Source organism: Acinetobacter sp. CS-2, from assembly GCF_016599715.1.
Taxonomy (GTDB): Bacteria; Pseudomonadota; Gammaproteobacteria; order Pseudomonadales; family Moraxellaceae; genus Acinetobacter.
Genome location: NZ_CP067019.1, coordinates 153111 through 173938 on the forward strand (window position 1 = coordinate 153111; position 20828 = coordinate 173938).

Below are 20828 nucleotides of genomic sequence, written 5' to 3' on the forward strand. Positions count from 1 at the left end.
AAATTGAGAGAATAGAGATGAAAGCATTAAATCAAGCCTTAATGTTGAGTGTGTTAACTGGATTAGCCATCACCATGACTCATGCCGAAGATGCTGCAACATTACAACAATCTTCAGAAGAAATTCATTTTCCACAGGTTGAGGATAGCTATCTTAAACAAGTGAAACGTTATGAATATGACGATGTTGCACGTTTAGAAACAGGGCTCACAAAAGATCAGTTCCGTCATTTATTGGGTAATCCCCAATTTAATGAGGGTGTAGTTGTCAATCGTGTTTGGAATTATGTACTTGATATTCGTATTCCTAATACACAGGAATATAAACGCTGTCAGTTACGTATTGACTTTGATGAGAAAAAGATTGCACAGAGTCTAAACTGGAAAGGGCAGGATTGTCAGAATTTTAAAGTAGCACAACCCGTCATTCCAGTAGTACCACCTCAAGCGCAGGTTGAAACCCTAAATTTAAGTGCTGACGCATTATTTAAATTTAATGGTTCCAGTCTGAATGATTTATTACCACAAGGTCGTAATGAGCTCAATCAACTGGCCTCTGTGATTGCTACAGGCTATGTAAGTGTTAATCAAATCCATTTGGTGGGACATACAGACAGACTGGGTTCGGAAAGCTATAACTATCAGTTGGGTTTGAATCGTGCCCAAACAGTTCGTAACTATTTGGTACAACAGGGAACACCCGCTGAGGCCATTAGCTTTGCAAGTGCAGGAAAAAGTCAGCCAGTAACTAATGGTTGCTATGATGTTAAGCAGCGTCAGGCTTTACAGGCTTGTTTGCAACCGGATCGTCGTGTTACTGTCCAAATTACCGGTGTGAAAAAACAGTAATAACAGAATTTATTCTACAAAAGAAGACCGTATTCGTATGCGGTCTTTTTTTTATGCTTTCCCTTTAGGGCGATGAGTTATAGAATACACAGGCTTTGTTGCATAAATATGTAAGCATCTGATTTAAATAAATTTAATTTTAGATCAAAAAATAATCAAAACTTTTAAAATCATATAGTTATGAAATCTTTGTGCAACAAAGCCGATCAGGTGAATACTGTTTTGTACCTGCTAAAGTTCCAGCCTTTGCTTTGGTATTCCAATTTGAAAGAGTTTGCATTGAAATGCTAAGTTGTCTAGCTGTTTCCGAGACATTGCCTTGATTGGCTTCAATTAATTTGATGGCTTCAGCTTTAAATTCTGTGGTGTAAGTCTTGTGTTTCTTGCTCATGGTAAACTCCTGATGAGTGTGTTTAGTTTACCAAGTTAAAACCTCCTGTTTTTTCAGCACACATCAACAGCTAGGTATACAAGGTGTTTGGCGTGGTAAGAATAAACAAACAACGCGTAGCCGAGATGATCAAAAATCAGCAGATGATTTAGTAAAACGCAATTTTAAAGCTGATCATCCTGATCACTTGTGGGTGGCCGACTTCACGTATATTCAAACCAATTCAGGCTGGGTCTATACCGCATTTATTATTGATGTGTTCTCACGAGCAATTGTTGGATGGAAAGCATCAACACGGATGAATACCGACATGGTGCTCGCTGCACTTGAGCAGGCATTGCATGATCGAGGAATGCCAAATAACGTGATTCATCATAGTGACAGAGGCGTACAGTATCTTTCAATTCGCTATACCAACCGTTTAGAAGCAGCGAATTTACGAGCATCAGTCGGCACTACGGGGGATTCATACGATAATGCATTGGCTGAAACAGTGAATGGGTTGTACAAAACAGAGGTGATTGAATATTTAAAAGCAGATTGGCAAGGTTTAGCGGATGTACAACTTGCGACATTAAACTGGGTAGATTGGTTTAATGTGGTTCCGTTAATTAGACCACTCAATTCAGTTTTATAAGTGATAAATCCGCTCTAAATATTTAAATTATGCTGCCATTACTTTTAGTAAATGTTGATCATAAAATTCATCCGGTGTTGCCTTATTCAAACTTGAATGAGGACGTATCATGTTATAAAAATCCAAATATTCAGCAATTGATTGTTTCGCTTGTTTAACCGTATCGTAAGCCTTCAAATAGACTTCCTCATGCTTCACGCTGCGCCATAAACGCTCAATCATTACATTATCCATCCATCGTCCTTTCCCATCCATACTGATACGGATATTTCGCAATTTTAACTCATTCAAAAATGCCTCGCTTGTGAATTGACTGCCTTGGTCTGTATAGTCAAACTACTTTATTATCCGTACAGGATTCTAAAAAAAACTCGAAATAATTCATCGACTGATTTGTATTGGTTTATAATGATTTGACTATATTGAACACCTCAGGACAACCATATTTCACAATTGCTTCTTGCAACGCATCTATGCAAAAGTCTGTTTCCATACTGATCGATACACGATGAGCCAGTACTTTACGACTATGCCAATCTATAATTGCACACAAATAGACAAAGCCTTTAGCCATAGGAATGTACGTGATATCTGTACACCAGACTTGATTAGAGTGATCGATGACCATGTTTTTCAACAGATATGGGAAAATAGGGTGTGCAAGATTAGGCTTACTGGTATTGGGTTTTGGATACAAGGCATGTATTCCCATCAAGCGCATTAAACGTCGGACTTTACGCCGACCTATTTGATGCCCTTGACGCTGTAGCATATCTCGTATCATTCGACTGCCCATAAAGGGGTAGTCGAGATGAATTTCATCGATCAGGCGCATCAAACTCAAATCAGTTGATGAAATCTCTTTGGACTTGTAATACAACGTACTGCGATTGATTTGAATCAATTGCGATTGTTGTCGTACCGAAAGTTGATGGGTCTTATCGATCATTTTTTGCCGCTCAGCTGCCCTATTTTTCTGAGCGCACCTTCTAAAAAATCAATTTGCAATGCCTGATGTCCTATCTTGGCATGTAGAGCTTTGAGGTCAATCTCTGGTTCTTGTTGTGCTGTTGGTCGTGAAAAAATATTGACTGATTGCTCAAGCAGTTGATTTTTCCAATCGATGATTTGGTTTTGATGTAAATCGAATTGAGTAGAAAGTTCAGCGAGTGTGTGGTCGCCTTTAATTGCTGCGAGAGCAACTTTAACTTTAAACTCTGCTGAATGATTACGACGTTTTCTTCGTGTCATGGTTGACTCCAAAAACAAGCATTTCCCATGCTTATTGGGGAGTAGATTATCACTTATAGGCGTGGTCTAAAATCCTGGAACCACATCACAGATTTTGTACTGTTATGCAGAATGTTGCGAATAATTGACGCACTCAGATGGGTTTTACCTGTACCCGGTGTACCAATCATCAACATGTTCGGGTTGTGGTCAGAAATAATCTGCTGTGCAAAAGCCTGACATAGCTTGATGGTATTGTCTTGTGCAGTACATGCAACTACATAATTCTTGAAGCCACGATCCAGGTAGCGTTTATTGAGTCCTGAATTTTTAATTTTCTGTTTTAGTAATCGCTGTTGCAGTTCATTCTCATAGGCTGGATGTGAGTGTTGGACGGTTTCTTTGGCACACAATTTACAGATCCTGTGACCTGCAATTTCTATCAAGGGTACATCATGGGTAGGGCAAAGTGTTTCCGTTGTTTCTGCGCGAAACTGTAGTGTTTTAAGCATTGTATTCATGGCTGATCTCCTAAATCCATTTTGAATTTTCTAAAAAACTCTCATTTTTTTCTTCAAAATTTGAAGATGAAGATGAAGATGAAGATGAAGATGAAGATGAAGATGAAGATGAAGGGCATGATTCAAGCATGACTTGAGTAATACTCGGGCTTTTCTCAGGAACTGCTTGAGCATTTACTTTTCGTTGCTTGGTTGATGCTTGAGCATTACTTGCGGATTTCCCCCAACGTGCTTCAGCTGCATTTTTAGCTTTATCAGATTTCATTTGCTGATTTTGCAATGCCTGGCTTTTTAAACTGGTTAAGAAATTTGAATGAATCTGCTCAGATTCGACTTCAAACAATTCCAGGGCTATCAGTGTATTCAATAAAGTTTTAGCCTTGGTATGTTGCGATAATTTTGTGATGCTACAAACAGTCGCTAGGTCATGAGGAATGGCACCATTTTTCCAGAAATCCATCATTAACAGCAGTGCCGCACCAATTTGTTCTGCTGTCATTCGTGCAAATTTCGCTTGTAGGTCGCCAATATAGAGTGGCATCCAAATTGAAATATCTTTATGCATGTGTTCACCTTTTTATAGGTATAGAGGGGCTAAGGTCATCGATTTGATGACCTTTTATGTTTGTTTTATTAGTGAGCTAGGCTCATTAAGCGGAGACGGGCCTGTTGAGCCAAGTCATCGTAATGAGCTTGTCCTTCATCCAGCATTCGTTGTAGCCAGAGTCTTAATGCTTGGTGATCATCGAAGCATTTATTGATTTCCAGCAAAAAGGCCAGATTGTGCAGTTTGGGAATATGTAACTCGTGAATGAGTTCACGCGCGACCATATCTGCTTCTGGACTAACGACTACGCCGCCAAAGAAAGCTTTACTGTTCATGGGCAAGCTCCTCTGTATTAAGTCTCTCCAGCATGGCTTCAAAAGCGCTACCATCGCGACGTGTAACATTCGGAATGTAGCGGCTATAGACCCGAAACAGCATTTCAGTGGTTGAATGTCCCAGCTGGCGTGCGATCCATTCCGGATTCTCGCCTGCCGACAACCAGAGTGTTGCTGCGGTATGACGTGTTTGATAAGCACGACGGGGCTTTAGCCCTAAAAAGCGTAGCAGGGGATGCCAGACACGCTTGTTTACCAGACGATAATCGAGAGGTCCACCATCACGATTGCAGAATACAAACTCTGATTTACCATTATTTAAGCTTTTCTGTTGCAGAAAGGCTTGATAAACCCGATCACTCATTTGGATGGTACGGTCAGAACCATAAGTTTTGGTTCCACCAAGCTCGCCATTTACTAACGCTTCTCTGACATGGATTTCACGACGTGGTAAGTCCACATTTTTCCATTGCAAGCCATCGATCTCACTGGTGCGCATACCTGTGAAAAATCTAACAGTATAATAAGGCTTGAAATCATCACGAACTGTGGCAAGGATTGAGTGTACTTCCTTTAATGAAAAAGGTGTTACTTCAATCTTTCCTTGCTTTAAGTTCTTGATATTCTTATAAGGGCTATCAAAGTCATATCGTTCAGCAGCACTATCGAGTATCATACGAAGTGCTATCATAATCTGGTTGATTCTTGATGGTGAAAGACATTCTTGGTTTTTCCCGTGAGTCACTTTGGCGAGGGATGAGCGGAATCCAAGAATGTCTGACTTTTTAATATTAATAACCGGAATTGTGCCAAAAAAAGGGATTAAGTACTTTTTGATCACAATTTGAATTTTTCCCTTGTAGCTAGTACGCCATTCTATTTCTTTATCAGTGAACCAAATTTCACAGAATTTTGAAAATAGAGGTGTTTTAGAGCTGATCTCATTTACTCTGTTTTCTGCATTTTTGATTTCTTTCAAACGAGAACTTTTTGGAAAGTATTTAGCATAGTCAAAAATACCCAATAAGATTTCTGCTTCCATTCGCTCAATCGCTTTTTCAAGCTTTTTGCGATTTTGAGCATTGTCTTCCAGAGCTGTTGTTTCACGACAACGGATGTTTAAGTATCGAAAATCGACACATAACTTACCGTATCTAGTACGAATGGCAGCCATAAAAATATTCTCCTTACTGAAGTTGTAGGCTGTTTAGCGAGCCTAAAGTGGTTTTAGTCATATCTTCTTCAATACGCTCCCATACATATAAAATTTTGCGTCCACCAAAAGGGCGAATGTAATGAATGCCTTCGATTAGAACACTGTCTTTCAACTGATTACGGATGGTACGCTCGTTGTAATGGATTCGTTCCGCCAGTTCTTTTGTAGTAATATAAGTAAGATTCATGTCTGTATCCTTTTATAAAGTATCACAATGGTGTTATTTAAGGTCACAATGCAATAATAAATGCGTTTAAGACACCATGCAAGTACTTTATTACACAATGGTGGTAATTAATGATAGTTTGTAACTTGCCAGTACTTTTGGCAGAACGAAGAATGAAAGTAGCGGATGTAGTGCGGGCGACTGGAATGAGTAAGACAACATTACATAAGTTATATAATGGTCAATCGACTCGAATAGATTTTGAAACATTAGAAAAATTGTGTGTATTACTTAATGTTGAAGTAGGTGATTTATTAAAATTTAAGAAAAATGAAGAGCAAAATGATTGATTGAAAGAGAATAAAATTAAGTTTTTATCATAATTAATTGTTTTAATTATATATTTATGGTGACCATATTTGGTCACCATAAAAATTAATAAAATAAAAAATACTAAAATTGATGGGAAAAAGAGAAGTCAAGTGTATGGGGGAGGGGTTCTGATTATCTATAATGAAATTGTTTAAAAAAATACCAAAATAGTGAACGAGTTGATTTGTATATGATAAAGGGAAGGCACGTTTAGGGCACTTTTGGTCACGCACCAGCTTCAAAAAACACGTTGTCTAAAAATTTTAGAACTTCTTCTAAAGCTAAAATAGAGAGGTTTTAGAAAAAATATTTTTAATAATCAACAAGAAAAAAGCCCTAATCTTTCGACTAGGGCCTTTTAAATTTGGAGCGGGAAACGAGACTCGAACTCGCGACCCCAACCTTGGCAAGGTTATGCTCTACCAACTGAGCTATTCCCGCGGAGTCTATAAAGTTTTTTAAGTGAAAAAACTAAATGAAAAAATTTTGAGCGGGAAAGGAGACTCGAACTCCCGACCCCAACCTTGGCAAGGTTATGCTCTACCAACTGAGCTATTCCCGCATGCCGTGTATAATACAGTATGCAAAAATAGGGTCAATAACTTTGTGAAAAAACTTGCATCAATTGCATAAAATAAAACCATTTTGTACGGTTTTGCTGATTTTATAAACAAGATTGAAGTTTGAAAAGAAAATTTTATCCTGAAATCCAGGAATGATAGGTTGTATAGGCACGAAGATTGAATCGGAACACGGTATACTGAAGCAAGAAATTGAACTATTTCGGAGTATCTTGATGAATTTAGAACAACAGTTGATTCAACGCCTGCAAGAGTTATCACCAGTTCATTTAGAAGTGGTGAACGAATCATCCGGTCATGGCGGCTATTTCCCGGGTAAAGAGTCGCATTTTAAAGTGATTGTGGTGAGTGACATTTTCCAAGGCTTGCGTTTGGTGCAACGTCATCAAAAAATTTATGCAGCAGCAGGGGACTTGCTTGCACCAAGCCGTATTCATGCCCTGGCGATTCATGCTTTTGTGCCATCAGAATGGCAAGGACAAGATACCTCAAGTCCTGAATGTGCACATGCGCCAAAAGCTGAATCATAAGGAAGATTAAACAATGGATATGCAGCTGACGGTAAAAATTGTGCATATGATTGCGGTGACTTTATTGATTGGGGCAATCCTTGCACGTGCTTTTACTTTATTTGTTGGAGTCAACGGCAATCAGCCCAATTCGGTGGCACGAAAATTTTTGGTCGCCTGGCAGCATCTTGCCATGACCATTATTGTTTTGACCGGGCTAACTTCATTAGTGATCAAGAATTTTGAAGTACAACCATGGTTTTATGCCAAAATCATCCTGTTTCTGGTGCTGTTTTCTTCCTTGATCAAAGCCTATAAAAAAGATGACCGTATTTTACTGATCCAGCGTCGCGCAGGTTTAATGATTGCAGTGGCTGCACTGATCGCCATTATCGGATTAGTCATCATCAAGCCGAATTTTGGCTAATTGTTAGACATGATTGTTCTAGATGTAAGATGTGTAGGATAAACTGCAATTCATAGATAACTATAAATGATAGGGGGCTTCCAATGCTGGTACGTGTGGTTTTTAATCAAAAAGGTGGGGTCGGTAAGTCCAGTATTGCCGTCAATCTGGCTGCAATTAGCGCACATCAGGGGTTGAAAACCTTGCTGATTGATCTCGACCCTCAAGCCAATTCTAGTCAATATCTATTGGGGGATGATGCGACCTATACGGTGGATAAACCGGCGCTGGAACCCAATATTGAAAATTATTTTCAGGAAGTGTTGGGGGCAACCCAAAGCAAAGGACTTTTAGGCAATGCCATTGGTTCCATTTTAAAGAACCGTGATAAAGGTCTGGAGCATTACGTGCACCAATCACCTTTTAAAAATCTGGATGTGATTCCTGCAAGTCCGACTTTGGGTGCACTGGCTCATGCCTTGGAGTCGAAACACAAGATTTATAAATTGCGTGATGCCTTGCAGCAACTGCAAGGACAGTATGACCGGGTGTATATCGATACACCGCCGGCTTTTAACTTCTTTACCTTATCGGCGTTGATTGCTGCCAGTCGCGTGCTGATTCCTTTTGATTGTGACGTATTTTCAAAACGTGCATTACAGACTCTGATTGAAAACGTCATCGAAACTCAGGATGATCATAATGAACGTCTGGAAATTGAAGGGATTGTGGTCAATCAGTTTCAGGCCCAGGCTAAATTACCGCGTGAAGTGGTGCAACAGCTGAAAGATGAAAGCTTGCCTGTATTAGACAGCATGTTGCCGCCGTCCATTTTAATGAAAGAATCGCATCTTAAAAATCAGCCTTTGATCCATTTGGCGACTGATCATAAATTGACGCAAGCCTATCAATCGTTGTTCAATGAAATTGAGCATATATAAGTATTGAGATTTCTCATGAAAACGATTTATCTAAGCCTTCTTTTGGGAAGTACGGTTTTATTGGCGGCATGTGCAACGACGGTGAAACCGAGTTATGTTTCTCCGACCCAGTATCAAGCGCTCAATTGCCAGCAATTGCAAAGTGAATATAACCGTATTCAACAATATATCGACAATGGTGTGCAGGCACCAAAACGCACTGGCGTCGGAGTGGGTGTCGGTGTAGGCGGTGGTTGGGGTAGTCATGGCGGCTGGGGAATCGCTCCGAGTGTTTCAGTCAATATGGGGCAATCTTCAAATAGCAAAAACACTGAACTGGCACGTCTATTGGGTGAACAGGAAGCTGTAGTTCAAGCAGCAAAATTCAAAAACTGCCCAATTATTGTTCGTAATAAAGTTTAATAATTCATCAATTTATCCCGCTGTTGAGGTGTTGTACCCGACAGCAGGGTGATAAAATATTAGCAAAATGTTTCAATGTAAATATTATTAATATCAATTGGTTGTTGTTTTTTGATGGAATCTTTAAACGCATCAGGTGATGTTTTTTTATCGAGAAATACTTGTCATTTTTTATCGGTTTCATATATGGTGTGCCCCATCAGGATGGTGATATCAGGTATGTATGATCGAGAGTTGGCTTTTTGTATTGGCAGTGATTGCGGTATTGATGATTCCGGGTCCAACCAATGCATTACTTGCAAGCTCGGCTTATCAACAAGGCATTGCTAAAACCAGTCTGTTTATTCCGGCAAAAATGCTTGGCTATTTTTATGCCATTAATTTGTGGGCATTACTTATTCATTTGTGTGATCCAGTATGGCCGAACTTTATTCATATCCTGCATTTTTGTAGCGCCATTTATGTGAGTTGGATGGCTTTTCATTTGTGGAAAGCGTCAGATTTAGAAAAGCATAATCAACGTCATCCTTCGATCCGACCTCGACAACTGTTCTTTTCTACCTTCAAAAATCCTAAAGCCTTATTATTTGCTGCCGGTGTTTTACCGCTTGAAACCTGGAGCAATCCCACCAATTTTATTTTGGTATTTGCAATGTTCAGTCTGGTCCTGTTACCTACGGTGGTGTTCTGGATGTTTTTTGGGCGGGCCATTCTGGCAGGGCAGTCCAGACAAATAAAAGCCGATCTGTTATATAAAGGATCGGCCATGTTGCTGATTATGTGTATGTTACCCGTTGTGATACGCTTCTTTTAATGTGCCTTTTTGAGTTTCTGGCGAATAAAACCAATAATGCCCGGCAAGACACTAATAATAATGATGCCAAAAATCAGATGGGTAAAATTGTCTTTAACAATCGGCATATTGCCAAACAAGTAGCCTAAAATTACAAAAGAACCGACCCAGCAAATGGCACCAATGACATTAAAGCTGAGGAAATATCTATAATTCATGTGACCTGCACCGGCGACAAACGGGGCAAAAGTACGGGCGAAAGGAATAAAACGGGCAAAAATAATGGTTTTTCCGCCATGTTTTTCAAAGAATTTTTGCGTATAGGTTAAATGCTTTTTATTAATGAACCGTGATTCAATTTCAAAGACACGCGGCCCAATAAATTTACCAATATGATAATTCAGCGTGTCGCCCAATACTGCGGCAGTAAACAGCAAGATGACCAGAATATAAGGATTCATTGCGCCTGTGGATGCTGCTAAGGCTCCTGCTGCGAACAGTAGGCTGTCACCTGGCAGAAATGGCATAACCACCAAACCGGTTTCTACAAAAATAATCAAGAAAAGAATGGCATAAATCCACACGCCGTAATCGGTGATAAATTCGAGCAGATGGGCATCAACGTGTAAGATAAAATCAAGCAGTTCCATGGCGCTACAGACAGCAAAAATGTGCTGAAATCCTAGCAGTCTGGGGCATGAAAGTCAGTACCAAAAAGAAAATTAATTGCATTTTCATCCTTCCCTTTTTTCACAATGATTTATCTTACAAATTATTTATTGACCCTGATAAAAACAGGCTTAGCATGAAGAGGTCATTAAAACAAAAATCAAAAGGTGACCTCATGTTTAATCCGAATATTTTTATAAAAAATCTGCTGCAAAGTCTGCAAACCGATGCCTTTATCGCTTTGGTTGCACGTGTATTGATAGCCTATATTTTTCTGATGTCTGGCTGGATGAAAATCAATGCTTATACTGCAACGGCCGGGTATATGGAATCTAAAGGTGTCCCGGGCAGTCTGCTGCCTTTGAGTATCCTGGTCGTCGCTGGCGGTGGTCTGGCCTTGTTCTTTGGTTTCCAGGCCCGCCTGGCTGCCTTGGGCTTAGCCGTTTTTACCTTTATTTGCGGCTTTATTTTCCACGGCACCGGGACTCCGGATGATGCCATTCACCTGATGAAAAATATTGCCATGACTCTGGTGGACTATTGTTCTTGATGTTGCATGGTGCAGGTAAATTCAGTGTAGATGACATGCTAGAGAGATCATCACCAGAATTGAGGAAAATAGAAGGTTGATTCTAGTTTGTACAGGTCTTTTGGTAATTACATAAAACCTGTGCACAGTACATAAAAGCTGCGTACAAATTGCCAGGATTTTGCTTCAATAAAGCTTGATGAAGCTACCAAAGTGGAGTCAGCCATGAAGCAAATGTTATGGGTAATTTTTATCTCTGGTGTAATGTTTTCTTCAGCATCTTGGGCGGGTAAAAGTGATCAGATGATCGTGAATGAAGCTGCCCAAAATATGGTAACGGTTGTAGAAGCAAAACAACTGGCAGATGAAACTGCAGTGACCTTGTCTGGAATCATTGTCAAACGAATACGGGGCGATCATTTTGAACTCAAAGATGGTTCCGGTTCAATTGACATTGATGTCGATGATGATTTTTGGAAACCGATGGGCTTAAAGGCCGGTGATCAGGTGAAAGTGATGGGTGAAGTGGATACTCAAAGTGATCAATCCACTAACATCGATGTTGTTAAAATAGAAAAACTGGTAAACCCAAAGGATAAATGGCTTTGGTATAATCAGGACTAAGCTGCAAGATTTGACTTAATCACCAAAGTCCTAGAGAGCATACGACACGGTCTAAACAGATGAGGTCGATATCCATCATGATGAAATTGAAGGATATCTAAATCGTGAAAATAGAAAAATGGCAATATAAATAAGGCATCCGGACGGGTGCCTTGTTGTGCCAGAAATATAATGCAATCAACGAATTGAAAGCCTTGTGCGAATAGTGTGCTTAATGCGCCGAAAAATGATAGAATGCAGCGCTTATTTCGTTTGCCTTGCATAGTTGTTTGTCATGACTACCAATACTCAAATCACTGAAGACCGCATCCTGATTCTGGATTTCGGTTCTCAATACAGTCAGCTTATTGCACGTCGTGTACGTGAAGCTGGCGTATATTCTGAAATGTATGCCTATGACATGTCTGAAGAAGACATTCGCGCATTTAAACCAAACGGTATCATCTTGTCGGGTGGTCCGGAAAGTGTTCATGAAGAAGGTAGTCCACGCGCACCTGAAGTTGTATTCAACCTGGGTGTACCTGTATTGGGTATTTGCTACGGCTTGCAAACCATGTCCGAACAGCTTGGCGGTAAAGTAGAGCCAGGTACCGTGCATGAATTTGGTTATGCTGCGGTAGACGTTTTGGTTCGTGACCAGCTTCTGGGTGATTTAGACGATGGTGAAAACAAACTCAATGTTTGGATGAGCCATGGCGATAAAGTCAGTGCAATTCCTGAAGGTTTCCAGGTGACTGCCAGTACACCAAGCTGTCCATTTGCAGCAGTAAGCGATGAAAAACGCCGTTTCTATGGCGTGCAGTTCCACCCGGAAGTGACCCATACTGCAAAAGGTGCCGAGTTATTGTCTAACTTTGTACACAGCATTTGTGGTTGCCGTAATCTTTGGAACTCGGAAAACATCATCGACCTGCGTGTTGAACAGTTACGTGAACAGATTGGCGATCAAAAAGTATTGCTTGGTCTTTCAGGTGGCGTAGATTCATCTGTAGTTGCTGCGCTTCTTCATAAAGCCATTGGCGATCAATTGACTTGCGTATTCGTAGATAATGGCTTGCTTCGTTTGAACGAAGGCGAGCAAGTGATGGATATGTTTGCGAAAAACATGGGTATCCGTGTAATTCGTGCCGATGCTGAAAACCGTTTCTTGTCCGCTCTCGCAGGTGAAGTTGACCCTGAGAAAAAACGTAAAATCATTGGTCGTGAGTTCATTGAAGTCTTTGCTGAAGAGGCACGTAAGCTTGATGGCGTAAACTTCCTGGCACAAGGCACAATTTACCCGGACGTGATTGAATCTGCTGCAACTAAAAACGGTAAGGCACACGTAATTAAATCACACCACAATGTGGGCGGTTTACCAGAAGATTTAGCATTTGAACTGGTTGAGCCAATCCGTGACCTGTTTAAAGATGAAGTACGCCGTTTAGGTACCACTTTAGGCTTGCCGTTTGAGATGCTTTATCGTCATCCATTCCCGGGTCCAGGTTTGGGCGTGCGTATTTTGGGTGAAGTGAAAAAAGAATATGCCGACATTCTTCGTCTGGCTGATGACATCTTCATGCAAGAACTTCGCGCTAGCGGTTGGTATGACAAAACTGCTCAAGCCTTCGCTGTATTCCAACCAGTTAAATCTGTTGGTGTAGTGGGCGATGGCCGTCGTTATGCATGGGTGATTGCACTTCGTGCCGTTGAAACTGTTGACTTTATGACAGCTCGTTTTGCGCATCTTCCATATGAATTGGTAGACAAGATTTCGACTCGTATCATGAACGAAATCAAAGATGTTTCACGTGTGGTTTATGACGTGTCATCTAAGCCACCAGCAACGATTGAATGGGAGTAACTTTCAGCATAGCTGAAAGTCTTGCGAGGTGACAAAGCAGTGCTTTGTTATTTCACCTCTCAGGGTTTCAGGAAGCACTGCTTCCTGCCTAAATTACGCCATGAGCAAAATTAAAAGCATTGCTTTGAATTTTGTGCAAGATGCGCGCGGCAGTTTAGGAATCTAGAATTATTCAAATAAAAAAGAGCGCTTAGGCGCTCTTTTTTATATTTTAAAAAATTAATCTTTGAAGAATAGGAATAAATATTTTGAGCCACTAAATTCGGCTTTAGTATGCAAGTCGAGCGCAGTTTTCATATTTATAAAATAGACCAAGGCTGTTTCGATGAAGATAATTTTTAATTATTCATGGGTATAAATCGCCACCTGATTGCGTCCATTTTTCTTGGCTTGGTAGAGTGCAATATCGGCATTTTTAATCAGCAGGTTTAAATCACTTTGATTTGGCTGCAGTTGGGATACTCCAATCGACACACTGAAATTAAAAAAGCACTTATCTTTAACACAAATTTGATGGCTTTCAATTTTTCGGCATAAGCGGTTGGCAATATTCATCGCATCTTCCAGTGTGGTATCGGGTAGCAAAGCAATAAATTCTTCCCCCCCAAAACGGGCCAGTACATCGCTATGACGCATTTCCCGGCGAGTAATATCAGCCAGTACCCGCAGCACTTCATCTCCCACATCATGACCATATGTATCATTAATATTCTTAAAAAAGTCGATATCAAACATCAATAGACAGGTTAAATTATATTTGGGCCATTGCTGTATGTTCTGTTCGGCCAGTTGTAAAAATTGTCGGCGGTTATATAACTGGGTCAGTTCATCCGTATGCGCCATTTCAGTTAAGGTGTAATAGTTCCAGTCATTGAGTAATACCCGCAAAAAATTACGTTTTGAATTTAATGTGTTATTCCAGCTGATATACATGCTGAGCAATAAAACCGGCGCGTAAATGAGTGAAAATAAAATCAGTTCCTGGACACTGACCAACCTGAATACGCCATTAAAAATCACCGCACTAATCAGCAGGGAACTAAAAATAGAATTACGAAAAGATACCTGTATGCATAAATTGCCCAATAAAATAAAGATGATGCTGGCGTAGAGATACGTATTCACAACGGGACTATGTGATAAATACAGCAGTTCAAGCCATATTGCTGCTGCAGCTGCAACAGAGGCTGGCAGCAAGCTATCCAGAATTTTAATATTCTTGCAGTAGCGGAAAGCCAGCCAGTTGACCGACAGTGCCAAGATGACAAGACTGAGCCGTGCAATACCGGACAGCATGCCAATGTCCGGTAATAAAACCCAATCGACAAAGAAATAGCTTAAAAAAGTCAGCTGACCAATAAAATTGACGCATTTTAAAAACTGTCGTTGGTGCTTATTTTGATAATCCAGATAATATTGTTGAAATTGTTCCGGAATACGGGTGCTAGGATGTTCTAGTTGGTGTTCTATCTGTTTTTGATTGGCGAGCGTACACAGCTGCTTGGGTAAAATGGCAGTTCCGATATTTGAATATTTATCTTTATTGTTCCCGATATGATTATATTCTTGATTTTCAGAGTAATGAAAATTTTCCTGCTGTCCTTGGGACATGATTATCCTCTTCTATAGCAGATTGGTCAGGGAGAAATAGTATGCTGAGGAAAAATATCTGTATACAGAAGACTGGGTAAGTCATCGCTATAATTGTGACAAAAAATTTTTTTCCTATAAAATTCATATGAATAGGGTAAAAATAGTCAATCATTTATCGCGTTTAGACCTTGTTTTATGAAGAAAATTTCAAAAATAATATTGTCCTGTCCATAGTATTCAGCGTACTAACTTTAACTATAGGCTGAATGATGAAGAGTAATTAACTACAACTAAAAATATAGACAAATATTTGCATAAGTGCTCATTTTGTCTATGTCGATTAACTAGTGGCAAGGTGGATATTTATTAGAGATTTAAATGATTATCTTTTTTTATTTTAGGTTAGGGTCTGTTGACATTTGTTGCTTAAAAAAATAGCGAGATAGTAAAATTAAATCGCCAAACCCAATTTTACTCTCGCTATGCCTCGTACAATGCTGAATGATCAACAATGGTCTAAGTTACTTTCTATTTTCCGAAATTTTGATATCTATTTCAAATCTAATTTGAGAAATTTTGTCGAAGCAATACTTTATAGAATAAGAACAGGCTGTCCTTGGCGTGATTTGCCTAAAGAATTTGGTTCGTATAACTCAATATTTAAAAAATATTAGGACTTACGCACTATTACTTATAGATTCTCTGTGGTAGCAGATGATTTTTATCGAGAATAAAGTCATCAATGAAGTTTTTGATAATTGGTCTAAATAATTTCTTCTGCCAACGATATATATTTTCAAAGATCCGCTCAAACTGGTTCTTTTGTATCTCAACGTAGGCCATCAAGGCTGAAAAAATATGATTCAAAATCAGTTTAGATCGTCTTACTTGAAACTTTTCAATATGACAAACCTGTTTAATCACCCGGTGATATTGCTCTATTTTCCAATGACTTGAATGTAATTCATGAAAACCTTCAAAGGACAATAAATCATCTTCATCTTGATGCACAATATAAAACCTCTGCTGTTCTTTTAACTGAGTCTTAAATAATTGTACAAAGCCAAAATCTTTGAGCCAGATCACTTGACCCTGATGGAAATCTGGCAATAAGCGCAGTTGAAACCATTGTCCTTTTTCTGGGGAAACCTTACGGTTACAGTCGATACCAAACATAAATCGAATACCATATTTTCTTATGGTTTTTAGATTTCCAGTCGATGAATACCAACTATCACCTGTAATAAATTGAATCTTTGCACCCCAACTGAGTACTTCACTTAACATATCCATAAAGTAATCATTCTTGGTTTTACTTTCAGATTTGTCATAAATTCGGAAATTAATTGGAATATTTTGACCATTTCGATCTGTCGCATACAAGGTAATGAGATTAATACCCTTGACGGATCGGTGGTGTTTGCCTGACCAAAAATAGCTAACCAAGTCCATATGTTGACTATATGGTTTATCTAAAACAGTATCATCAATACTGACTATAAGTTTATTATTATCAATATGTTGAATTGATTCTTGATATAGGTCGTGAGGTGTGTAGTCTTCACGCTCTAGAAAGCGATTTACACTATCATGCGAGATATTATAAGTCTCGGCAAGTTGTGTGCAGCTAATAGAGTTCGGTTCTGTCATGAGAAAGCCCATATAAATGGGTAATGTACAAGTTGCTGTAGAAGCATGTTTAATTCGTCTGATCACAGATACTTTATAAAGTATTTTAATACTTTTTTGAATCCGTCAATGCGTAAGTCCTAAATATAATCGTTGGTGTAAAAATTATAAGTTAATGAAAGTATTTAAATTAATTTCTTCAAATGCTGATATGGAATGGGTTTTTATTGACGGTCATGTTCGGGCACACCAACATTCTGCTGGAATAAAAGATCAGGATATTTCTAAAAGCATTGGTGGAAATAGTTCTAAAATACACTTAGCTGTTGATGCAGATGGCAATCCAATTGAAATTATTATCTCCGATGGAACGACACATGATGTCAAGATTGCTCCAAAAATGATTGAAAAACTGGATTTGAGTGAAACGGAAGTATGTTGTGCAGACAAAGGATATGACTCTGAATCATTAAGGGAACAAATATCTGCGAAAAAAACTAAAGCTAATATTCCAAGAAAATCAAATACACAGTCAAATAATGACCATATGGATTGGTATTTATATAAAATCAGACACTTAGTTGAGAATGCATTTTGTAGGTTAAAGCAGTTCAGAGGAATAGCAACACGATATGATAAGCTAAAGTGTAGCTATGAGGGTGCAGTTGCATTAGCTTGTATATTTATTTGGCTACCTTTATCGGGTAAATTCTATACTTGAAATGTCAACAGACCCTAATGTCTTGGTATATTAGCATCCATATCTATTGATTATCCAATCCCTTAACCCAGGCATGACTTTGTGAAATTAACACGCATTCATCACTGTAGAAATCTGAATCGAGAAAAGTATAAGCAGCTTGAAAAACAAGCTGTTTTACTTGGTCGTGTTAGAGGTGAGGTTTGGACTAGATATGGTGCTATTTCAGGCTTAAATATCAGTGATAGGACCATTCGTGATGGGTGGATGAAAGAAGGTCGTGACTTCGGTGTGTCAGCAAATGCCTGGAAAGAAACGCTACGTGATTGTATTGGTGATATTAAAGCCTATCGCGAAGCTGCAAAAGAAAAAGTTAAGAAGGCAATTCGTAAAAGAACAACATGCGATAAAGAGCTAAAAAGGCTTTACACCCTTCTTAAAAAAGATGAATGGACAACAGATAATTTTCTTCATCGTCAGATGCGTAAGCATTTTAAACATGGGGTGAATCACACGTATAACCAAATTATTGTACGTGCTGATATGTGTAAAACCTTTGAGTTAAACGGTCAATGTTGGCTTAAAGTACCGAGTTTAGTACATCGACAAACCATTAAAATCCCACTTAACACCATTATGGAATTTGCACCGCAAGGTACGTTAAGGATTATTCTTCGGAATGGAAATATCGAAGTTCATTCAACTTATGATGCGATTGAAACTCAAGATTGTGGTCAAGAAACTATCGGTGTTGATAAGGGGTATTCAGAAGCCTTTGTAGATTCTGATGGTGCTGTGTATGGTCAAGGCTTAGGTAAGCTGATCTCAAGTGAATCTGATTACCTGAATCAAAAATACAAGAATAAAAACAAGCTAAGAGCGCTTTCGAGGGCAAAGCCACACAAGAAGCAGAAAATTGAGCTAAACAATTTAGGTCGAAAGAAGCTAGATAAGCGACAAGACACTCAAAAGGCAAAACTCAAGACGCTGATCTTTACAGCGAGTCACAAGCTAGTCAATAAAGCTAAAGTGATTGTTGCAGAGGATTTAACTTCTCCAATTCAAAGCAAACGTAGCTATGGCAAAAATACCAATAGACGCTTAAATACATGGGTTAAAGGTTTATTAGCTGATGCCCTGAATGTTGTATCTCACCGTAGAGGTTCTACGGTACATCTAGTTAATGCTTCATATACTTCGCAATGTGATTCTTTCTTGCATGGGCTTTTAATAGGCACACGTAAGGGAGATCGCTTTTACCGTTTTAATGGGGAAGTTGTGCAAGCTGATTGGAATGGTGCGAGAAACGTGCTTGCAAGATTAAACGACTCTGAGATAAGTCGTTACACACCTTACCGTGAGGTAAGGCGTATATTGCAAGAACGGACTGACCGCTACAAGTCGGAACTGACCGACTTAGGCTCTAGTTACACGCTTGGCAACAAGACATTAACAGAGTGCGAATTAGTCCTTAACTATGTTTGACTACATTTTAAGGAACAGTCTATATGATTGATAACAATAGGTAGGACTTACAAGAACAGTTGCGTTCATGAAATTCAGGATAGTCATATGACCAATAGCAGCTATACAGAGCTTTCCAATTCGGACGATTGTGAAAAATACGTAAACCGCTTTATTCAGGAATTTCCTTTGCGTAGTGCGGAAATTGGACAGGGCACTGTGATTAAGCGCGCCTTACCCAGTCGCCATAAGCGTTTAATTGGGGCATGGTGCTTTCTGGATCATGCTGGTCCCGTGACTTTTCCCCAAGGTGATGGTCTGGATGTCGGACCACATCCACATATTGGCTTGCAGACTTTTACCTGGATGATTGAAGGCACCATGATGCATACCGACAGCTTGGGTACAAAGCAACTGATTCGCCCCAAACAGGTCAATTTAATGACCGCAGGATATGGCATTTCCCATACTGAAGTGGCACCGGAAACCGAAACCCATATGCACGCTGCGCAGCTCTGGATTGCCTTGCCGGATGACAAGATTAATATGGCACCGCGTTTTGATCATTATCCGGAACTGCCGGTGGTGGAAAAAGATCAGGTTGAATTTACCGTACTGGTGGGGGAGTTCTTGCAAACTCGGTCCCCAGTTGCGGTGCATAGCGAATTGCTGGGTGTGGATTTAACTGCACAGGAATCCACCACCACCCGAATTCAACTGAATCCGGAATTTGAATATGGCTTTATGGCGCTGGAGGGGGCTGCTGAAGTCAACGGTCATGAGCTGACAGAGGACAAAATGGTCGTGCTGGAACCAGGCATGACGGAAATTGAAATCCAGTTACATAAAGGCAGTCGAGTACTGCTATTGGGTGGCGAACCTTTCGAGTCACCAATATTACTGTGGTGGAACTTTGTCGGGCGGACTCAGGAAGAGCTGTGCCAAGCCCGTGACCACTGGATGAATCAGGATAACCGTTTTGGCACCATTCCTGACTATCCGGGACCTCGCCTGGAAGCACCTGCATTCCCCAATAAAATGCGAGCCTCAAAATAACAATAAAATTCAGGAAGTTGGAATATGGAAATTATTGCAAATGCAGAAGTACAGAGCCTGGATGAACCTTGGTCAGGCGAAGTGAAAAGTGGCAAACACCAGTTTATGACGGATAAACCTGAATCATTGGGCGGGCAAGATCGGGGTCCTGCACCTTATGATTTTATTTGTTCCGGTCTGGTTTCCTGTACCATGATTACGCTGCGCATGTATGCCAGTCACAAAGGTCTGGAGCTCGGTCAATTTTCAGTAGAAGCTGATTTTAATAGCAATAAAGAAGGTAAAGAGTGGATTGAACGTCGTTTGTCCTTTGCTCAGCCATTATCGGATGAACTGAAACAAAAAATTTTAGACATTAGCAGTAAAACACCAGTCACCAAGACGCTGTTACGCAGTCTGGACATTAACACGGTTCTGCTTTAAATCCATGATCCAATAGCCATGACATTGTGTGCAAAGCAGAATGTTGCATATTCCTGCATAAACCTACCACCTATTCCTATTCGTTCCCTACCACTCATTCCTATTCCAAGTCGGCCACTTAGGGTTTATTCAGTAATAGAATTACAAGAAGAATGAACCTCATAAAAAGTATTCAAATGCCAATATTGCACAACAGCGCTACTTATATCATTTAGCGATGAACTGATTTACGATTACGTTCGATGATCGATTAAAAAATCGAACTTACACAAAATAATTTACAGGCTCTAAAATACGTTTAGTACTTTTAGCAGTATCAATAACAATACCACCACCTTTCTTCGCAACCGTTACCATCCCTGTACTAATCGCTGCTGAAAGACCATTGAGTGCTGTTGTCACC

The 20828-nt window shown here is 39.7% G+C and carries 20 protein-coding genes, 2 tRNA genes and 8 pseudogenes; 17 read left to right on the forward strand and 13 right to left on the reverse strand.

Annotation, left to right across the window (positions count from 1 at the left end; all coding sequences use genetic code 11):
- The first annotated feature begins 17 nt into the window (after positions 1–17).
- Positions 18–848: an OmpA family protein gene (locus tag JFY49_RS00665; protein ID WP_004912705.1), complete on the forward strand. Its 831-nt coding sequence runs from the start codon at positions 18–20 to the stop codon at positions 846–848.
- A gap of 205 nt (positions 849–1053) precedes the next feature.
- On the opposite strand, the pseudogene JFY49_RS00670 reads toward JFY49_RS00665, so the two are convergent.
- Positions 1054–1239, reverse strand: a pseudogene (locus JFY49_RS00670) (transposase); the annotation flags it as partial.
- A gap of 64 nt (positions 1240–1303) precedes the next feature.
- Between JFY49_RS00670 and JFY49_RS00675 the strand changes: the two are divergent.
- Positions 1304–1837: pseudogene (locus JFY49_RS00675) on the forward strand (IS3 family transposase); the annotation flags it as partial.
- 66 nt (positions 1838–1903) lie between these two features.
- On the opposite strand, the pseudogene JFY49_RS00680 reads toward JFY49_RS00675, so the two are convergent.
- The 6 genes and pseudogenes from JFY49_RS00680 to JFY49_RS00705 all read right to left on the reverse strand — a co-directional run bounded on the left by JFY49_RS00680 (position 1904) and on the right by JFY49_RS00705 (position 5912).
- Positions 1904–3127: pseudogene (locus JFY49_RS00680) on the reverse strand (IS3 family transposase).
- A gap of 77 nt (positions 3128–3204) precedes the next feature.
- Positions 3205–3627, reverse strand: a pseudogene (locus tag JFY49_RS00685) (ATP-binding protein); the annotation flags it as partial.
- Between the two features lie 10 nt (positions 3628–3637).
- A complete protein-coding gene (locus tag JFY49_RS00690) occupies positions 3638–4192 on the reverse strand; it encodes a DUF1376 domain-containing protein (RefSeq protein ID WP_200223462.1) in 555 nt (184 codons plus the stop codon).
- A gap of 68 nt (positions 4193–4260) precedes the next feature.
- The gene (locus JFY49_RS00695; protein WP_004895356.1) at positions 4261–4509 is read right to left on the reverse strand and encodes a hypothetical protein; all 249 of its coding nucleotides are present in this window, start codon (positions 4507–4509) and stop codon (positions 4261–4263) included.
- On the reverse strand, positions 4499–5683 hold the full coding sequence (locus JFY49_RS00700) for an Arm DNA-binding domain-containing protein (RefSeq protein WP_200223463.1): 1185 nt from the start codon (positions 5681–5683) through the stop codon (positions 4499–4501). Before JFY49_RS00700 ends, JFY49_RS00695 begins: the two co-directional genes overlap by 11 nt.
- A gap of 13 nt (positions 5684–5696) precedes the next feature.
- Positions 5697–5912, reverse strand: coding sequence for a hypothetical protein (locus tag JFY49_RS00705; RefSeq protein ID WP_078210241.1), 216 nt, complete (start codon positions 5910–5912; stop codon positions 5697–5699).
- Positions 5913–6022: 110 nt separating this feature from the next.
- Between JFY49_RS00705 and JFY49_RS00710 the strand changes: the two genes are divergently transcribed.
- A complete protein-coding gene (locus JFY49_RS00710; RefSeq protein ID WP_010588955.1) occupies positions 6023–6241 on the forward strand; it encodes a helix-turn-helix domain-containing protein in 219 nt (72 codons plus the stop codon).
- A 387-nt stretch (positions 6242–6628) separates the two neighbouring features.
- Here the strand turns inward: JFY49_RS00710 and JFY49_RS00715 are convergent.
- Both JFY49_RS00715 and JFY49_RS00720 read right to left on the reverse strand, forming a co-directional pair.
- Positions 6629–6704: transfer RNA gene (locus tag JFY49_RS00715), tRNA-Gly, on the reverse strand.
- 48 nt (positions 6705–6752) lie between these two features.
- A tRNA-Gly gene (locus JFY49_RS00720) sits at positions 6753–6825 on the reverse strand.
- A 234-nt stretch (positions 6826–7059) separates the two neighbouring features.
- Between JFY49_RS00720 and JFY49_RS00725 the strand changes: the two genes are divergently transcribed.
- The 5 genes from JFY49_RS00725 (at position 7060) to JFY49_RS00745 (ending at position 9916) form a co-directional block, all read left to right on the forward strand.
- On the forward strand, positions 7060–7374 hold the full coding sequence (locus tag JFY49_RS00725) for a BolA family protein (protein ID WP_166169801.1): 315 nt from the start codon (positions 7060–7062) through the stop codon (positions 7372–7374).
- A gap of 13 nt (positions 7375–7387) precedes the next feature.
- On the forward strand, positions 7388–7780 hold the full coding sequence (locus JFY49_RS00730) for a SirB2 family protein (protein ID WP_180176462.1): 393 nt from the start codon (positions 7388–7390) through the stop codon (positions 7778–7780).
- 83 nt (positions 7781–7863) lie between these two features.
- The gene (locus JFY49_RS00735; protein WP_086196684.1) at positions 7864–8700 is read left to right on the forward strand and encodes a ParA family protein; all 837 of its coding nucleotides are present in this window, start codon (positions 7864–7866) and stop codon (positions 8698–8700) included.
- A gap of 15 nt (positions 8701–8715) precedes the next feature.
- Positions 8716–9102: a hypothetical protein gene (locus tag JFY49_RS00740; protein WP_200223464.1), complete on the forward strand. Its 387-nt coding sequence runs from the start codon at positions 8716–8718 to the stop codon at positions 9100–9102.
- Positions 9103–9325: 223 nt separating this feature from the next.
- The gene (locus JFY49_RS00745; RefSeq protein WP_086196681.1) at positions 9326–9916 is read left to right on the forward strand and encodes a LysE family translocator; all 591 of its coding nucleotides are present in this window, start codon (positions 9326–9328) and stop codon (positions 9914–9916) included.
- Here the strand turns inward: JFY49_RS00745 and JFY49_RS00750 are convergent.
- Positions 9913–10545, reverse strand: a complete 633-nt coding sequence (locus JFY49_RS00750; RefSeq protein WP_200223465.1) for a DedA family protein — start codon at positions 10543–10545, stop codon at positions 9913–9915. The two genes, JFY49_RS00745 and JFY49_RS00750, sit on opposite strands and share 4 nt — an antisense overlap.
- Before the next feature lie 194 nt (positions 10546–10739).
- On the opposite strand from JFY49_RS00750, the pseudogene JFY49_RS00755 reads away from it, so the two are divergent.
- The 4 genes and pseudogenes from JFY49_RS00755 to JFY49_RS17455 form a co-directional block, all read left to right on the forward strand.
- Positions 10740–11194 (forward strand): annotated as a pseudogene (locus JFY49_RS00755) (DoxX family protein).
- Positions 11195–11357: 163 nt separating this feature from the next.
- A complete protein-coding gene (locus JFY49_RS00760) occupies positions 11358–11717 on the forward strand; it encodes a NirD/YgiW/YdeI family stress tolerance protein (RefSeq protein WP_413784597.1) in 360 nt (119 codons plus the stop codon).
- Between the two features lie 274 nt (positions 11718–11991).
- Entirely contained in the window at positions 11992–13560 is a 1569-nt protein-coding gene (gene guaA, locus JFY49_RS00765; protein ID WP_086196676.1) for a glutamine-hydrolyzing GMP synthase, read from the forward strand.
- 258 nt (positions 13561–13818) lie between these two features.
- A pseudogene (locus tag JFY49_RS17455) lies at positions 13819–13902 on the forward strand (restriction endonuclease); the annotation flags it as partial.
- Here the strand turns inward: JFY49_RS17455 and JFY49_RS00770 are convergent.
- Positions 13903–15171, reverse strand: a complete 1269-nt coding sequence (locus tag JFY49_RS00770) for a GGDEF domain-containing protein (RefSeq protein ID WP_086196675.1) — start codon at positions 15169–15171, stop codon at positions 13903–13905.
- Positions 15172–15635: 464 nt separating this feature from the next.
- On the opposite strand from JFY49_RS00770, the pseudogene JFY49_RS00775 reads away from it, so the two are divergent.
- Positions 15636–15824 (forward strand): annotated as a pseudogene (locus JFY49_RS00775) (transposase); the annotation flags it as partial.
- Positions 15825–15840: 16 nt separating this feature from the next.
- Here the strand turns inward: JFY49_RS00775 and JFY49_RS00780 are convergent.
- Complete coding sequence (locus JFY49_RS00780; protein ID WP_086197162.1) at positions 15841–16869, reverse strand: transposase; 1029 nt, start codon at positions 16867–16869, stop codon at positions 15841–15843.
- Between the two features lie 55 nt (positions 16870–16924).
- On the opposite strand from JFY49_RS00780, the pseudogene JFY49_RS00785 reads away from it, so the two are divergent.
- The 4 genes and pseudogenes from JFY49_RS00785 to JFY49_RS00800 form a co-directional block, all read left to right on the forward strand.
- Positions 16925–17503 (forward strand): annotated as a pseudogene (locus tag JFY49_RS00785) (IS5 family transposase); the annotation flags it as partial.
- Between the two features lie 81 nt (positions 17504–17584).
- Complete coding sequence (locus tag JFY49_RS00790; RefSeq protein ID WP_200223469.1) at positions 17585–18967, forward strand: transposase; 1383 nt, start codon at positions 17585–17587, stop codon at positions 18965–18967.
- An 87-nt stretch (positions 18968–19054) separates the two neighbouring features.
- Positions 19055–20002 (forward strand): pirin family protein, encoded by a 948-nt coding sequence (locus JFY49_RS00795; protein WP_200223470.1) that lies wholly within the window; start codon positions 19055–19057, stop codon positions 20000–20002.
- A 24-nt stretch (positions 20003–20026) separates the two neighbouring features.
- Positions 20027–20425 carry an OsmC family protein gene (locus JFY49_RS00800; RefSeq protein WP_086196673.1) on the forward strand — a complete coding sequence of 133 codons (399 nt, stop codon included), beginning with the start codon at positions 20027–20029 and terminating at the stop codon, positions 20423–20425.
- A 264-nt stretch (positions 20426–20689) separates the two neighbouring features.
- Here JFY49_RS00800 and JFY49_RS00805 read toward each other — a convergent pair whose 3' ends face one another.
- A complete protein-coding gene (locus tag JFY49_RS00805; RefSeq protein WP_158660382.1) occupies positions 20690–20827 on the reverse strand; it encodes a hypothetical protein in 138 nt (45 codons plus the stop codon).
- Between the last annotated feature and the right edge of the window lies 1 nt (position 20828).

Coding starts and splice junctions, on each gene's coding strand:
- JFY49_RS00665 (WP_004912705.1), top strand. CDS start 18: ATGAAAGCATTAAATCAAGCCTTAATGTTGAGTGTGTTAACTGGATTA.
- JFY49_RS00690 (WP_200223462.1), bottom strand. CDS start 4,192: ATGCATAAAGATATTTCAATTTGGATGCCACTCTATATTGGCGACCTA.
- JFY49_RS00695 (WP_004895356.1), bottom strand. CDS start 4,509: ATGAACAGTAAAGCTTTCTTTGGCGGCGTAGTCGTTAGTCCAGAAGCA.
- JFY49_RS00700 (WP_200223463.1), bottom strand. CDS start 5,683: ATGGCTGCCATTCGTACTAGATACGGTAAGTTATGTGTCGATTTTCGA.
- JFY49_RS00705 (WP_078210241.1), bottom strand. CDS start 5,912: ATGAATCTTACTTATATTACTACAAAAGAACTGGCGGAACGAATCCAT.
- JFY49_RS00710 (WP_010588955.1), top strand. CDS start 6,023: ATGATAGTTTGTAACTTGCCAGTACTTTTGGCAGAACGAAGAATGAAA.
- JFY49_RS00725 (WP_166169801.1), top strand. CDS start 7,060: ATGAATTTAGAACAACAGTTGATTCAACGCCTGCAAGAGTTATCACCA.
- JFY49_RS00730 (WP_180176462.1), top strand. CDS start 7,388: ATGGATATGCAGCTGACGGTAAAAATTGTGCATATGATTGCGGTGACT.
- JFY49_RS00735 (WP_086196684.1), top strand. CDS start 7,864: ATGCTGGTACGTGTGGTTTTTAATCAAAAAGGTGGGGTCGGTAAGTCC.
- JFY49_RS00740 (WP_200223464.1), top strand. CDS start 8,716: ATGAAAACGATTTATCTAAGCCTTCTTTTGGGAAGTACGGTTTTATTG.
- JFY49_RS00745 (WP_086196681.1), top strand. CDS start 9,326: ATGATCGAGAGTTGGCTTTTTGTATTGGCAGTGATTGCGGTATTGATG.
- JFY49_RS00750 (WP_200223465.1), bottom strand. CDS start 10,545: ATGGAACTGCTTGATTTTATCTTACACGTTGATGCCCATCTGCTCGAA.
- JFY49_RS00760 (WP_413784597.1), top strand. CDS start 11,358: ATGTTTTCTTCAGCATCTTGGGCGGGTAAAAGTGATCAGATGATCGTG.
- guaA (WP_086196676.1), top strand. CDS start 11,992: ATGACTACCAATACTCAAATCACTGAAGACCGCATCCTGATTCTGGAT.
- JFY49_RS00770 (WP_086196675.1), bottom strand. CDS start 15,171: ATGTCCCAAGGACAGCAGGAAAATTTTCATTACTCTGAAAATCAAGAA.
- JFY49_RS00795 (WP_200223470.1), top strand. CDS start 19,055: ATGACCAATAGCAGCTATACAGAGCTTTCCAATTCGGACGATTGTGAA.
- JFY49_RS00800 (WP_086196673.1), top strand. CDS start 20,027: ATGGAAATTATTGCAAATGCAGAAGTACAGAGCCTGGATGAACCTTGG.